This is a genomic window from Streptomyces sp. NPDC008092 (assembly GCF_042957285.1).
Lineage (GTDB): Bacteria > Actinomycetota > Actinomycetes > Streptomycetales > Streptomycetaceae > Streptomyces.
In genome coordinates, this window is record NZ_JBIBHY010000011.1 from 97,038 (window position 1) to 110,879 (window position 13,842).

A 13,842-nucleotide genomic window follows, 5' to 3' on the forward strand; every position below is an offset into this window, starting at 1 on the left:
CCCTGGGCCCCAGGGACTCCTGGGCCCCTGCTCCCTCTGCTCCCCCTGGGCCCTTGCGGGCCCGCGGGGGTCACGGGAGGGGCCAAGGGGACTCACTGGGGGCGGGGGCCGTCACGGACAGGCCCCGGGGGGTGTCACGGATACGCCTGGGGGGTGTCACGGACAGGCGGGGTCACCCCCGGGCCCGTTCCCCCGAGAACTGGACCTCGTCGCCGACGTCCCCGTCCTCCCCCTCCCTCTCTCCCTCGCCCCCGCCTCGCCGCCGGTCGATCAACTCCCGCACCAGCTGGACGAGTTCGGCGGGTTCGAAGGGCTTGGCGAGAAACGCGTCGACGCCGACGTCGAGACCGGTCTCGACCTCGTACTGCGTACAGGCGCTGACGATGGCGAGCGGAAGATCGCGGGTCCGGGGATCGGCACGCAGCTGAGCGGCGGTCCGCAGCCCGTCGAGCCGAGGCATCACGACATCCAAAGTGATCACGTCGGGGCGCACCCGATGAACGACATCCAGACACTCGGCACCGTCGGCCGCGGTCACGACCTCGATACCCTCCAGTTCGAGATTGACCCTGATCAGCTGCCGGATGACCTTGTTGTCGTCCACAACAAGCACCCGGCCCGACGCCCCTGGCACAACTTGAGAGTAGGTCCGGACCGGCCACCGCGTCCGGGTTTTCCCGACTTCCACCCCACGCGGGCGAGCACCCCGGGAAACCCGTTCCTGATCACCCCGACCGAGCTGGTAGTGTTCTACCCGTCGCCGCGAGCAACAGCTCAACGCCAGACGCCCCCGTAGCTCAGGGGATAGAGCAACGGCCTCCGGAGCCGTGTGCGCAGGTTCGAATCCTGCCGGGGGCACCTTGGATTAGGTGCCTAAAGACCCCGCCGCCAGCGTGTTTGCTGGATGCGGGGTCTTGTTGTTTGTGCAGGCGGATGCCGCCCGAAGCAGCCGTTTGCCAGTGATCACGTAATGACGACGTAATGATCTTGAAGGGTCTCTTTGCAGGCCAAGCACTCTTTCGAAGGACCCGGGCAAGGCTCATTATGGATCTAGGCACGCAAACGATCTTGTGATCTCATACTGGCGTGGATGGTGTCATCTCGGCCTTAATCGCCATTGCAGGCACACTGTTGGGCTCAGCTCTCACCTACGCGTTTCAGCGCAACGCGTCCGCCCGGGACCAACTGTTTGCGTCTCAGCAACAGCTCCGCTCGGACCGGATGACCGTCTACAGCGATTTCGCCGGAGCACTGACAGAGTTCCGGCGCGGGCAACAAGATCGCTGGCACCGCAGGAACGAGGATCCAGACGGCTCCGCTTTCACCGAAGCCCGCACGGAGGCTTACCGACTCCGCGGCATTGCCCTCCACGCGTTGTTCCGGGTGCAGCTCATAGCAAGCGCGAGGGCACTGGTCGATATAGCGCAGGACGCTTACGCCCTGACATCTGCCCTGCACAAGGCAGCCGACAAGACGGAGCTGAGTGCCCTCGGCTCGCAGGCGCGAGAGGTTCTGGAGCAGTTCGTCAAGCTTGCCTCATCGGACGTGCAGTAACGCCGAGGGCCCCGGATCTCTCCGGGGCCCTCGGCAGCCTGACCAGGCCAATTAATGGTCCTGGCGTCTAGATGTCCCCCTCCCCCAGCCCCTTCAGGATCCGGTCGTTCATCTCCTGCTCCTGGCCGTCGATGCACTTGGCGTAGATCTTCAGGAGGACGTCCACCGAGTGGCCAGCGCGAGCCGCCACCTCCGGTGCGGGAACGCCCGAGTTGAGCCACTGGGAGACACCCGCGTGCCGGAGGTCGTATGGGCGAGCGGCCAGGACGGAGGTGACCTGATCAGGCGGGAAGGCCAGGGCACGTGCTTGCTTCCATGCTCGCGAGTACGACGATGCGGCGATCACATTGCCCCGCTCGCTGGAGAACAGACGGCCGTCATCCGCCGTACCGAACTCCTTGATGTGGTCCTGGAGCAGCCGCACGAGCGGGGGCGGTATCGGCACGATGCGCACCTCACCGTCCGCCCGCTGCTTCAGGCCGCGCCGGTCGTGCGCCTCGCCGGAGTCGGTCCACGCCTTACCGGCGGTGGGCCGGGTCTCGGCCAGGTCGATTCGGCCCCAGCCCTTTTCCGGCAGCGTGCAGTCCGAGAGACGCAGCCCGAGCGCCTCACCGGGGCGCATGGCCGCGTAGTACAGGCAGCCGAAGAACGCCCGTAACCGCCGGCCGCTCGCCCGGTCGTAGCCACCGACGTACGTGACGGCCGCCAGCAGCTCCCGCGCCTGCCGAGGGTTGACCACGACCCGCCGGTCAACCTCCTGCAGCGCTCGCTTCCCCCTCTTACGCCGCACTCGGCTCAGCGGGTTCGAGGGCAGCGCCTCCAGCTCAACCCCGTATTCGAGGACGTTGAAGATCACCGCACGCCGCCGACGGTACGTCTGCGTCGCCGCAGGCTTGCCGTCGAGCTTCCGCGTGAGCACATCGATCAGGTCGTGCACGCGGGTGATCTCCTGGAGCTCCGCCACCGGCAGCGACGCTTTCTCAATCCATTTCACTGCCGCCGCGATCTCCTCGGGCCGCTCACGCTCCCTGCGAGGCGGAGGCAGGACGTACGAGCGAAGCGCCCGCCGCAGATCGGCCGGAGTAGGACGCCCACGGACCGACTTGACCAGCGCGGGCATGACCGTTGCCAGGGCGTCGGTCATGCTGTCCCTCTGCTTTGCCGACGCCTCGGGCCACCGAGCATTGATGTACTTGATCGCCAGTTCGAGCAGGGACAGAGCAGCCTTGCCCCCGCGCAGGGAGTCGGGCAGACCAGTCACCGTGTCGAAGGGCTCGCCCTTGTCCGCCGCCCGAAGCAGCTTGGCCCGGAAGCGATCGGCGAGAGCCTTGGTGTTGTGCGACTCGTGGAACGGCTCGCCGTCCACGGACCAGCGAACGAGGTACGTCGGTTTCTTCGCAGAGCGATTGATGCTCAGTTTCCAGATGACGACCTTGTACGACTTCACGACGCAGCCCCCTCCGCTCGCTCCTCCAACCAGTCGTTGAGCACGTCCCGCCGAACCCGGAGCTCCCCGTTCGGCAGCCGGATACAGGCAGGGGCGATGCGCAGTTCCCGCCAGCGGTAGAAGGTGCGCCGGGATATGCCGCCCAGTTCGTCGAGCACCTGCCGAACGGTGAGCAGTTCGGCCGTCTTCGCACGACCGTCACGCGCCACGACGACCACCGCCCTCCCGCACCGAAGCGGCCAGGAGTTCCCCCGCCGGCGAGTAGCCGCGCCCCGCATAACGCCACTGGCCAACCGTGACGGTCGAGACGTCAGCCAGGCCGAGGGAGGCCCGCTGCTGCTCCGCACGGTGGTCGGCACGAGCCTGCCTAAGAGCGGTCAACGTGGTCGAGTAGCGACGAGACTTGCTGGAGAAGTGGCCGCCGTACCCGAGCATGTGCGCCCAGCGACGAAGCCCGAGCGGCTCGAACTCCGGCAGGCCGCCCAACCACCAACACGTGCCGATCATGCGCAGCACGTGCGCCCGGACGGGCAGCATGACCATGCCCCGCGCGTCGTAGACCCGTCCGTCCACCGCGCCGGCGGACTCCGCTCCCTTCGTCGCGTACTTGGCGATGTAGCCCGCGACGGCTCCCGCGGAGGCTGGCCGCTCCCCCACATCCCGGCGGTACGAGGTGACGGGCCGTACGTCGACCTGCCCGCCGAACCGGAGCTCCCGCGGACCGACGATGCCCGCGCCCGGTGCCGTAAGCCGCACCCGACCAGCCACCACCGGAATGGCCTCCCCCAGCAGTGCCGCAGTCGCCCAGCCCGGCGCAGGTGAGTCGGGCCCTTCCGGTCCGTCGAGGCGGATCACGCCATGGAAGTGGACCAGGCCCCGCCGCTGGTACTCGGCGACTTTCGCGTACGAGAGTCGGGCGACTTCCCCGAACTCCGTACGCGACAGACCGGCCCGCCGAGCCACCTCCCGCCGCAGCTCCAGCCCGAACCGACGCCAGAGCCGACCGGCGAACGCGTGCCAGAGAACGGCGCCCGCATAGTCGTAGCAGCGCGGGCAGAGCGGTTCGCCGAGGCGAGGATCGTCGGCCGCGTGGCGCATACGGCATCCGACCGGCCACCCGTGCGGGCAGCAGTCCCCCGGCCGGCGGGGACGACAGGCCCGTACGAGCCCATCGCGTTCCCGCCGGGTGTGCACCGGACCGAAGCCGGGAGCGGTGAGCGTGGCGAACACGCGCGTCTAAAACTGCCGATCATCGTTGACACCTGGGTCTCTGATCACTACGGAGATCCACATGTCGAAGACACCCCCGCTCGATCGTGAGGCCAAGCGGCGCCTGGCCGTCATACGTCATGTCGAAGAGGTCACCGGCAACGTCGCCATGAGTTGCCGGTATTTCGGCATCAGTCGGCAGGCGTACTACATCTGGTATCGCCGCTACCAGGCCGAGGGCATCGAGGGGCTGCGCACGCGCTCCAAGGCGCCCAAGCACAGCCCGAACGCCACGCACGTCGAGGTCGTAGGGAAGATCATCTATCTCCGGCAGAATTACCACTTCGGGCCCGAGAAGATCGCGATGTACCTCAAGCGGTACCACGACGTCACGATCAGCAAGTCGGGCGTGTGGCGGATCCTCAAGCGCCTGGACATGGGCCGCCTGCCGGCCTCCCAGCGCTACAAGCGGCACGACCGCCGATGGAAGCGGTACGAGAAGCAGCTGCCCGGCCACCGGGTGCAGATCGACGTGAAGTTCATCGAGCCGCTCGCCTCCATGCTTCAGGGCCGGCGCGGCGGCCGTAACAAGTACTACCAGTTCACGGCGATCGACGACTGCACCCGGCTGCGGGTCCTGAAGATCTATCCGACGCTCAACCAGGCCACCGCCATCCAGTTCGTCGACTACGTTCTGCAGAGGCTGCCGTTCCAGGTGGAGGTGATCCAGACGGACAACGGAGCTGAGTTCCAGTCCGCTTTCCACTTCCACGTGCTCGACAAAGGCATCGGCCACGCCTACATAAAGCCCCGCACACCGCGGCTGAACGGGAAGGTCGAACGCTCTCACCGGATCGACGGCGAGGAGTTCTACCGGCTCCTGGAGGGCGTCATCATCGATGATGCCGAGGTCTTCAACGACAAGCTGCGCGAGTGGGAGGACTACTACAACTACCATCGCCCACACGGCGGCCTCGGCGGCCAGACTCCTTACGAACGCCTCAAGCAGAAGACCGCACCCCAGGCGTAAACGATCATCGTCGGTTGCACAACGAGTGGCAGGTCTTCGACCGCCGCTACCTTTCCGAGGCCTCAATGGCCGAGCTCTTCACCACTCAGCCAATCCCGCCCGAATCGCAGATCACGCCACAACCGGAACCGAAACGGCTGCCGTGACCACACCACTCAGAGGGACGTGACCCCGGAGTCGGCATCCCGCCGCAGATCAGCCGATCAATGCCGATCAACCCGCCGTGGCTCGTCGACGACCCAAGCCGATAGCGTGGCTGAGGCCGGTGGGGGTACAGCGAAGCACACGCGCGCCTGGTCGGTCGACGTACCCGCCGCCGTGGCTGACTGTCGTCGGCTGAGGTTCGTGCCACAACCGTGCCAGATTCAGGGGTCAGCCACGGCCAACGCCGGTGCTCTGTGGTCGAGTAGCCGCTCGCTTCCTCGGTCGGCAAAGCCGCAGCTCAGGCTGGAGAACACCCAGCCTCTCTCCTAAAGTGGTTGTCCAGCCCGCTCACCGGTTCCACACCCTCTGGAACGCTTGGGCCGGGATGACCTCCAACGGGTCCTTTTCAGGGTCGATCGCTTGGTCGGTCAGGAAGCCGTGCTCGTCCTGGAGGTGCTCCCAGCTGTAGCGGTGAAGTTGGCCGGCCGACGTCAGCTCGGCTTGCTTGATGACGATCAGCTCGCCGCGGTTGGGTACGGCCTCGATGTACCAGAGGCCGCCTTCCTCGTCAGCGTGGTGGAAGTGGTGCCGCAGAGTGGCGTTCTCATCGAGTGCTCGGAAGTACGCCACGGTCTCTGCTTTGATGCGCTCCAGGTCAACCACGGGACCATCGTGCCAGCGAGCACGCGCCGTTGCACCGTTCTGACATCCACGAGTGACATCAACGGCGCCGCACGCCAGCACTCCTAGGCGGTCTGGCACGGCCAGCGTGACCAGGCGGCTCCCCGGCAGTGCCACGTAGCGATCGAACTCCTAATTCGGTGGTCGTCGTTGTTAGCAACGAAGTTCAACGCCACTGGCGACCAACCCCACCCAGTTGCGAAGCTAAAAAGACTCTGTATGGTTGGACTAAAGCGTTTCTGCCGTTATGGCATGCAAGTGGCGGTAACCATGTCAGGCGACACAGATACCTCGACACGAGGACTAAGAAATCGGATTCACGGAATCCAAATCGAACATTGCAGGTTCATCGTAGAAATCACGGTAGCAATGCTCGGGATCATCACTCTCATTTACCTAATTTACCAAACCAAAGCAACCGAGAAACAAGCTCAAGAAGCCGCCGATCAAGTTTCTGAGGCGCGCCTGGACGGCATATATCAACAACTTCTCGACTACGACAAATTTGTCAGTTCACCAGAGAACAAGCGCGTGAACTGGCTCATCGCAAATCCCCCCAGGAGACTTCAAGACATCAAAGATCCGGCGGAACGCCAGGAGTTTCTCGCCGTCGAACGGTGGGCTCTCGATTACTTCGACTACGTGTACACGACCCTCCCTGGGCTGCTTAATTGCGTCCCCAAGGACGGCCGTCTCGTGTTGCCCGGTTCTCCGGAAGAGCGACACACGTGCGATCAGTGGGTGGCCTGGAGTCAGACGATTTACGGGAACTTCCGGTACGATAAGACGTTGTGTGAAGTCCTCAAGGGTGACGAATCGACGTATGAAAAGAAATTTGTTAGAGCTATTCGCGAATCTCGGGCCTGCACGGACGGGTTATAGGGGTCCCCTCACTTAAGTGCGCATTATCCTGGTAAGTCACGCTGTCTGCTACACGACGGCGGAGTACAACAACCATGGCAACCCGGCCGACATAGGCCTTGAGGGCCTGTGCTAAGCATCCTGGAACGCAATGCGAAGAAAACATGCCACAGGCGTGCCAGATCGTACGCAGAACTAGGAACAGTGGGGAACCAAGAGGCGGCCCACGAGCACTGGATCACCTCAGCTTCCTTAAGCAGAGGGTGCATGCCATTCAGCCCCGCCAAGTGGCGGGGTGCCCAAACGCAAGGTGCTATGGAAGACATGGCGCGGACCACGGACTCTGCAAGGCTCCGCCGGCCCGCACGTCGGCGCACCGCGCGGTGGCTTCAGCGTCACCGCAACCGTCGAGTGCCAGCCCCCGGCCCGCCAGGTCCCAGCCGCGCTCATTGGGCCGGCCTGATGGTGGCAAGCCTCCCGGGGCTTGCTGCCTTGGTCGCGTTGCTCTTCACCTGGATGCAGGTCAATCAGGCCAGCAAGGAACTGGCGATCAGCGAGCAGGGGCAGATCACCAACCGGTTCAACGCCGCCATTAACAACCTGGGGTCAGCATCCTTGGACGTACGACTCGGGGGAATCTACGCATTGGAGCGGATCATGCATGATTCCGTTCGCGATCACTCCACCGTTGTGTCCGTCCTCTCCGCTTATCTGCGTACGCACGCCGCCGTTCAGGTTGGAGTCAAGAAGTCGGCTCCCGAATCAGGTAAATCATCCCCGCCCAAAGCGGACGTTCAGGCAGTAATGACTGTACTAGCCAATCGCGGCGCCGATCTCGACAAAGGACCCATTGATCTTAGACGCACTAATCTACATGACGTGCAATTAGACGGGCACCAAAACATGATCCCCTTCCGCGAGGCGGATCTATCAGATGCAGATCTCAGCGACTCTTCCCTCTCCAACCTGGACCTTCAGGGAGCAACACTGTGGCAAGTAAACCTGTCAGGAGCCGAAGTGAGAGGGTCCCGGCTCGACGAGGCTTTTATGGATGGAGCGAACCTCTCTTACGCAGATCTGTCGGGCTCACATTTCGACGGAGCGAGGCTATATGGAGCGCACCTATCAGGTGCACATTTCTGTGGCGAGCTGTTCGTAGAGCCCGCCCAGGGAAGCAACGGAGCTGTAGCGGCGCCTTCCGGCCTTAGTCCGCCGATGAACGAGTCCAAGCGATACAGCAGATCCCCCGCAGGTCAATGCGCGGACCTGCGCAACGCAGATTTCACCGACGCAGACCTAAGCGGCACAATCCTATCCGGCATGAATCTAGCAAGCACGATTCTCTGCCCGGGTCGGAATTCCTTCGGAGGTAGCTGCTCAAACTTGAATGGTGCGGTACTCAACAACTCGAACCTCGAAGGCTCATACCTATCAGGGGCAGACCTCGAAGGTGCTGACCTCACCCACGCCGACCTTACTCACGCCGATCTCACAAATGCCAACCTTACGAACGCTAACCTAACCGGGGCGAAGGTATCCGGTGCAAAGTTCGAGGGAGCCAGGCTGAAGGGTGCCCTTGGACTGCCGCTGCCACATTGAAAGGTGCTAAAGGGTGTTGCACAAGGCTGAGCGCGGGCAGTTCGGAGCGGGTGACGGGCCCGTCTGCTCATGACGCGAGGGCGAGGTTGTGCATGTGGGCGACGGCCTGGACCGCGTGATGGAGACCGTCGCCGCGCTGCCGGCAGTCGCGAAGGATCTTGTAGTTCTTCAGCCGGCCGATGACGTGTTCCACCCAGGCACGGACCTTGCGGTGCTCGGCGTTGTCGTCCTCCTCAGCCTGCAGCAGCGCCCGTCCCGGGCGTTTGCGGTGCGGCACCGCCATCCCGCAGTTGAGATAAGCACCGTCACCCAGCACGGTCGCACCCTGGCAGTGCCGGCTCAGCCCGGAGGCACGCCAGGCATGGGCGTCCGCGGTCGTCCCCGGCACCGGCCGCGCCGCCGCGATCACCAGCCGGGTGTCGGCATCCACGACGACCTGCACGTTCGCCGAAAACCGGTAGTTACGCGAGGAGGCCGCCACGCTCCGGTCCCGCAGCAGGATCAGCGTGCCGTCCACGATCCACAACCGGTCCGCCACATCCGCAGGGCGGGAGACGGGCTCAAGCGCGAGCAGGGGTCCCAGCCTCTGGACGACCCGGCACACGGTGGAGGAGGAGACCCCGAACAGTGGGCCGAACTGCCGCATGGTCAGGTTCGTGCGGTAGTACACCGCGACCATCAGCACCCGTTCGGCCAGCGGTAGCGACCACGGCCAGCCCCGCGACGTGCCGTTGCCGCCCCGCTCACGCGCCACCTTCAACAGACCCGAGAACTGCGCCAACCGCAGCCCCGTGAACGTCTCCACCCACACCGCTCAGCCCTTAACACCCCAGCCATACAAGGAAGATGACCAGCTCAGAGCCTTGTGCAACACCCTTTAGCCGGCGCCGGCTGTCCACCCCGTGGTTTTTTCGATCTTCTTGCTGTTCTCGGCCTCAGTTTCGTCATTCACCCCCGCGGCGGTGAATGACCTCCGGCGAGTTGTCGGCGCAGCGGCCACCTCGGCTACGGGGAGGCCCGCACGGAGCCAGTTCGTGATGCACGTCGCCCGGAGGTGATAGGGCTTCGGAGCCAAGGGCGAGGTCCCCTTGCCCGGCGAGGCCCCCTGTTCATTTGGGAAGATGCACCCGTTTTTGGCGGTACCGAACCCCTTCAGGTGCGCTCGGAGAATCGCCGCGAGTACGGGCGGAATTGGTAGTGGCCGGCCTGTGCCAGGCTCGCGTGACTTCAGACCCTGTTTCTGTTTGTCCTGCCGCTCTACGACACCCGGGTCTACGCCTGCTACTGCGGGCCCGGTGCTCAGTATCCGATCAAGAAGTCGCCCCGGCGGACCTGGGCGGAGTTCCTCCGGCTTCTCGGCGAAGCCATGGCGCGCGACTTGGACGAGCAGCCGGATACGTGGAAGACACTGATGGGATGTGTCCCGGACGACGTGAGCGTGCTGCGCGTTTTGGACGTCGTCGCATGGAACCGGGGCGGCAGGACCGGGGAACATACCTCTGAGCCCGCCGACTTGAGCGACAACCCGGAGAAGTGAGACGTGGCCGACGACCCTGCCCGGACGACGGAACCGCCCGCCCCGGTCACCGACCAGCAGATCCGCGATGCCCTCCGGGAGGCACTGCTCACGGTGTGGACCCAGGAGTCGGACCTGGTGAGCGAGGGTGTGAACGAACGCGCCGTCGTCGCCCGTGTTGCACTTGCACTGCAGGGGGCGATCACGTCCTGGGGCGGGCAGTGGCGCGTGGACGTCGAATACGACCGGTGGCATCATCCCGACTTCGGGGTGATCAGAAAAGCCCTGCGCATTGACGGCTTCGACGACCGCTTCCACGCGGCGGACCGCAGGCTCGTGTACCCCGATTTGATCCTTCATGACCCGCATGGTCGCTTCCAGGAGCGCAACCTGCTTGCTCTGGAGGCCAAGCGCGGCCGCCCCCGCTCTCGTGACCGCGAATACGACCTCGCCAAGCTCCGCGCCTACCTGCGTCAGCTGCATTATCGTCAGGCCGCTTACCTGGAGTTCGACGGCCGTGGCGGACCGCCCCGGCTGCAATGGTTCCAGCTGCGAGACGGCCAGGTTCACGCCGCCGGCGTCGAGGTCGGCGGGCCGGGCGATGCCGGCTGATCACGGCTGATCACGGCTGACGCAACGAGTCTGCTGCGCCACGGGCCCCGCCGGGCCACGGGCCCCGCCGGGCCACGAGGTTCGCCGGGCCGCGAGGTTCGTCCGGCTCGCGCGTTGTCAGAGGCTGCTGAGGAGTGCCAGGCGGTCGGCGCTGGTCGAGCTCTGGTCGGCGTAGTAGACGACGATCAGCTGGTGGGCCTGTGGGCGCAGCATCTTCTCGTAGTGCAGGTCGAGTTCGCCGACGAGCGGGTGATGGAGCCGGGTGAGGCCGGTGTCGCGGCGGCGGACCTCGCGGCGGGTCCACAGGGTGCGGAACCGCTCGCTGGCGACGGTGAGTTCGCCGATGGTCTCCAGTAGCTCCGGGTCGGCTGCGTCGACGTCGATCATGGCGCGCAGTCCGGAGACGGCCTTCGCGGTCATGTCGTCCCACTGCGGGTAGAGGCTGCGCATCTCCGGTTCGAGGAAGGCAGCCCGCAGCAGGTTGTGGCCGACGCCGAAGAAGGGGCACAGGAGTACGGCCAGCCGGTTCGCGGCGACGACTCGTCCGCTGGGCCCCTGGGCGTAGGCAGGGGTCTGCGGCCAGCTGTCCAGCAGTGGTTGCAGATCGCCCTGGTTCGTACGGGCGCGGCTGCGCGGCCTGCGGGTGGGCGGGGCGGGGTGGGCGAGGCGGTGCAGGTAGGCCACGGCGTCCTCGTCGAGCTGGAGGGCGCCGGCCAGGGCAGCCAGGATCTGGTCGGAGGGGTTGAGGTTGCGGCCCTGTTCCAGGCGCAGGTAGTACTCGGGGCTGATGCCGGCAAGCTGGGCGACCTCTTCGCGCCGCAGTCCGGGGACCCGGCGCCGCTCGCCGGCGGGCAGCCCGACCTGTCCGGGGCTGATCTGCCCGCGCCGGGCCCGCAGGAACTCGCCCAGGGTGTCGGCCGTCTCGTGCGCCATGCTCCTGACGCTAACCGTTCAGCAGTCCGAGGCGGACCAGGCTCTCCGCGGTGGCCACGACGGCGTCCTCGTTGGAATGAGGGGACCAGTCCAGCTCCTTGCGGGCCTTCGCGTGGGAGGCGCGGCGCACCACGCCCAGTTGCGGCACCGTCTCACGCAGCGCCGGGTTGATCGTGGCCAGCAGGCGCAGCAGCCAGGCGGGGGCCGAGCCGGTGGGGGCCTTGGCGGCTGCCCCGCCCAGCCGTTCGCGCAGCGCCAGGGCGATGTGGTGGAAGGAGATCGGCTCGCCCGCGAGCGCCAGATACCGCTGCCCGGCCGCCTGGGGCGCGGTCATGGCACGCAGATGGAGGTCGGCCGCGTCTCGGACGTCCACCGTGTTGGTCCAGATCGGCGGCGCGGCCCGCATCCCGCCGGTCAGCATCGCGTGGATGATCCGGATCGACGCGGAGTAGTCCGGTCCGAGGACCGGCCCGAAGATTCCCACCGGGTTGACGACCGTCAGCTCCAGGCCGTCGCCCTCGCTCTCGACGAAGTCCCAGGCGGCCCGTTCGGCAACCGTCTTGGACTTGACGTAGGCGGACACCCCCGGCCCGTCGGTATCCGTCCAGTCGTCCTCGCTGAACATCTGTCCGGTATGGCCGTGCCCGTAGCCGACCGCCGCGAAGGAGGAGGTCAGCACCGTGCGACGGATACCCGCGTCCCGGGCGGCGCGCAGGACCCGCAGGGTCCCGTCACGGGCCGGGAGGATCACCTCGTCCTCGTTCTTCGGCCGCGCCGCGGGAAACGGCGATGCCACGTGCAGGACGTAGTCGGCTCCCGCCACGGCCCGGTCCCAGCCCTGGTCGGAGGTCAGATCCGCCTCGACATAGGAGACGCCGTCCGCGTTCGGGGATCCGGCCACCTTGAGCATCCGCTCGACGTCGGACCGCCGTGCCAGGGAGCGCACCGTGGTCGTGACGGTGTGCCCGGCGGTCAGGAGCTGCGCGATCGTGTGGGAACCCAGAAACCCGGTTCCGCCCGTGACGAGTACATGTGCCATGGCTTCATGGTCGGCAGCCGGACCGAACCGTTCCAGATCTCGCCGATACCAGTACTCCCAGGGACAGGGTCAGCGCCGCTGCCCCGCGAGTTTCGATGCGCATGCTCAAGCTCACGAGTGGCGAGCGGGGCCCCGGACCGTCACCGGGTGCGGCGTCGGCTGAACCTCCGGAGTGGTCGTTGCGTATGAATTCCGCAGGGACAGTTCCGGTCTCGGCCTCGGCCTCGGGACGGAAGGAGAGCAGGGTGTCCGTACCGCCCGCGTCCGGCGTACCGGACGACCGCACCGCGCTGGAGCCCATCCGTGTGCTGCGCATGCGCAACACCGACGCGCTGGCCCAGCTGCTCGACGACATACGCCAGGACAAGGACTACCGCGGCCACCCAACCGTGGCCGCGACCGTCCCGAACGCTCCGGCCTCCGGCGAGACGGGTGAGACTGAGGAGCTCCCGCCTGTCCCCGGTGGGAGGACGAGGACGGCGGAACTCCCCGTGTTCGACGGTGATGTCCGTCCGGCGCGTCCCGGGGAGCGGCCGCGGCTGGGGACCGGGCAGCGTCGGGCGGCCGTGGTGATCGCGGTCGCCGCGGCGGCCGTCGTGGGGTTCGGCTGCTCTCTCCTGGTCCCCAGGTCTACCGAGGCCGCCCCGGTCACCCCGGCCACTCCCTCGGCGGGCGCGTCCGCCGCGCCGACCACACCCGCTTCGGTGGCCCCGGGCGCGGCCCAGGGTGCCGGCGCCCTGGCCAACGCCGGCTTCGAGTCGGGTGGCCTCTCGCCGTGGAGTTGCGCCGGGAACCCGGGCTCGATCGTCTCCTCCCCTGTGCACGCGGGTTCCAAGGCCCTTCAGGGGACGGTGAGTTCGAGCGACACCGCGCAGTGCGAGCAGACCGTCACGGTTCGGCCGAGCACCGCCTACTCCCTCAGCGGCTGGGTCCGCGGCTCCAACGTCTACCTGGGCGTGAACGGCGGCGCCTCCACCTGGACCACCTCCCCCTCCGGATTCAGCCTGCTGACCGTCTCCTTCACCACCGGCGCCGCCCAGACCACCGCGACGGTCTACGTGCACGGCTGGTACGCACAGGGTGACTATTACGCCGACGACATCACCCTGAACGGGCCGGGTGGCGGCGGTCACGCCTAGAGCCTGTGGCGAAGGGATGCTGCATGGTGGGTCAGGGGCGAGTCGGGGGCGACGCCTTCGCCGTGCCGATGCCCGAGG

Annotated in this window: 13 protein-coding genes, 1 tRNA gene and 2 pseudogenes; 8 read left to right on the forward strand and 8 right to left on the reverse strand. The window is 66.3% G+C overall.

What is annotated here, in order from left to right; genetic code table 11:
- Positions 1-172: 172 nt before the first annotated feature.
- Positions 173-688 (reverse strand): response regulator, encoded by a 516-nt coding sequence (locus ACFZB3_RS32420; protein WP_391381663.1) that lies wholly within the window; start codon positions 686-688, stop codon positions 173-175.
- A 98-nt stretch (positions 689-786) separates the two neighbouring features.
- Between ACFZB3_RS32420 and ACFZB3_RS32425 the strand changes: the two genes are divergently transcribed.
- A tRNA-Arg gene (locus tag ACFZB3_RS32425) sits at positions 787-858 on the forward strand.
- Positions 859-1,086: 228 nt separating this feature from the next.
- The gene (locus ACFZB3_RS32430; RefSeq protein WP_391381665.1) at positions 1,087-1,554 is read left to right on the forward strand and encodes a hypothetical protein; all 468 of its coding nucleotides are present in this window, start codon (positions 1,087-1,089) and stop codon (positions 1,552-1,554) included.
- A 67-nt stretch (positions 1,555-1,621) separates the two neighbouring features.
- Here ACFZB3_RS32430 and ACFZB3_RS32435 read toward each other — a convergent pair whose 3' ends face one another.
- The 3 genes and pseudogenes from ACFZB3_RS32435 to ACFZB3_RS32445 all read right to left on the reverse strand — a co-directional run.
- Entirely contained in the window at positions 1,622-3,001 is a 1,380-nt protein-coding gene (locus ACFZB3_RS32435; RefSeq protein ID WP_391381667.1) for a tyrosine-type recombinase/integrase, read from the reverse strand.
- Positions 2,998-3,210, reverse strand: a complete 213-nt coding sequence (locus tag ACFZB3_RS32440) for a helix-turn-helix domain-containing protein (RefSeq protein WP_391381669.1) — start codon at positions 3,208-3,210, stop codon at positions 2,998-3,000. Before ACFZB3_RS32440 ends, ACFZB3_RS32435 begins: the two co-directional genes overlap by 4 nt.
- A pseudogene (locus ACFZB3_RS32445) lies at positions 3,200-4,234 on the reverse strand (replication initiator); the annotation flags it as partial. The gene ACFZB3_RS32440 and the pseudogene ACFZB3_RS32445, both read right to left, overlap by 11 nt.
- Positions 4,235-4,292: 58 nt before the next feature.
- Here ACFZB3_RS32445 and ACFZB3_RS32450 point away from each other — a divergent pair.
- Positions 4,293-5,240 carry an IS481 family transposase gene (locus tag ACFZB3_RS32450; RefSeq protein ID WP_391381671.1) on the forward strand — a complete coding sequence of 316 codons (948 nt, stop codon included), beginning with the start codon at positions 4,293-4,295 and terminating at the stop codon, positions 5,238-5,240.
- Between the two features lie 492 nt (positions 5,241-5,732).
- Here the strand turns inward: ACFZB3_RS32450 and ACFZB3_RS32455 are convergent, their stop codons facing one another.
- Positions 5,733-6,047, reverse strand: a complete 315-nt coding sequence (locus ACFZB3_RS32455) for a hypothetical protein (protein WP_391381673.1) — start codon at positions 6,045-6,047, stop codon at positions 5,733-5,735.
- A 387-nt stretch (positions 6,048-6,434) separates the two neighbouring features.
- Between ACFZB3_RS32455 and ACFZB3_RS32460 the strand changes: the two genes are divergently transcribed.
- Entirely contained in the window at positions 6,435-6,947 is a 513-nt protein-coding gene (locus tag ACFZB3_RS32460) for a hypothetical protein (RefSeq protein ID WP_391381675.1), read from the forward strand.
- Positions 6,948-7,388: 441 nt separating this feature from the next.
- Positions 7,389-8,525 carry a pentapeptide repeat-containing protein gene (locus ACFZB3_RS32465; RefSeq protein ID WP_391381677.1) on the forward strand — a complete coding sequence of 379 codons (1,137 nt, stop codon included), beginning with the start codon at positions 7,389-7,391 and terminating at the stop codon, positions 8,523-8,525.
- A gap of 67 nt (positions 8,526-8,592) precedes the next feature.
- On the opposite strand, the gene ACFZB3_RS32470 is transcribed toward ACFZB3_RS32465, so the two are convergent.
- Positions 8,593-9,336: a transposase family protein gene (locus tag ACFZB3_RS32470; protein WP_391381679.1), complete on the reverse strand. Its 744-nt coding sequence runs from the start codon at positions 9,334-9,336 to the stop codon at positions 8,593-8,595.
- A 498-nt stretch (positions 9,337-9,834) separates the two neighbouring features.
- Here ACFZB3_RS32470 and ACFZB3_RS32475 point away from each other — a divergent pair, with 498 nt between their 5' ends.
- On the forward strand, positions 9,835-10,062 hold the full coding sequence (locus ACFZB3_RS32475) for a DUF6308 family protein (protein ID WP_391382155.1): 228 nt from the start codon (positions 9,835-9,837) through the stop codon (positions 10,060-10,062).
- Between the two features lie 3 nt (positions 10,063-10,065).
- On the forward strand, positions 10,066-10,653 hold the full coding sequence (locus ACFZB3_RS32480; RefSeq protein ID WP_391381681.1) for a hypothetical protein: 588 nt from the start codon (positions 10,066-10,068) through the stop codon (positions 10,651-10,653).
- Positions 10,654-10,770: 117 nt separating this feature from the next.
- Here ACFZB3_RS32480 and ACFZB3_RS32485 read toward each other — a convergent pair whose 3' ends face one another.
- Positions 10,771-11,586: a helix-turn-helix domain-containing protein gene (locus ACFZB3_RS32485; RefSeq protein WP_391381683.1), complete on the reverse strand. Its 816-nt coding sequence runs from the start codon at positions 11,584-11,586 to the stop codon at positions 10,771-10,773.
- Between the two features lie 10 nt (positions 11,587-11,596).
- On the reverse strand, positions 11,597-12,625 hold the full coding sequence (locus tag ACFZB3_RS32490; protein ID WP_391381685.1) for an NAD-dependent epimerase/dehydratase family protein: 1,029 nt from the start codon (positions 12,623-12,625) through the stop codon (positions 11,597-11,599).
- Positions 12,626-13,221: 596 nt separating this feature from the next.
- Here ACFZB3_RS32490 and ACFZB3_RS32495 point away from each other — a divergent pair.
- Positions 13,222-13,755, forward strand: a pseudogene (locus ACFZB3_RS32495) (carbohydrate binding domain-containing protein); the annotation flags it as partial.
- Positions 13,756-13,842: the final 87 nt, after the last annotated feature.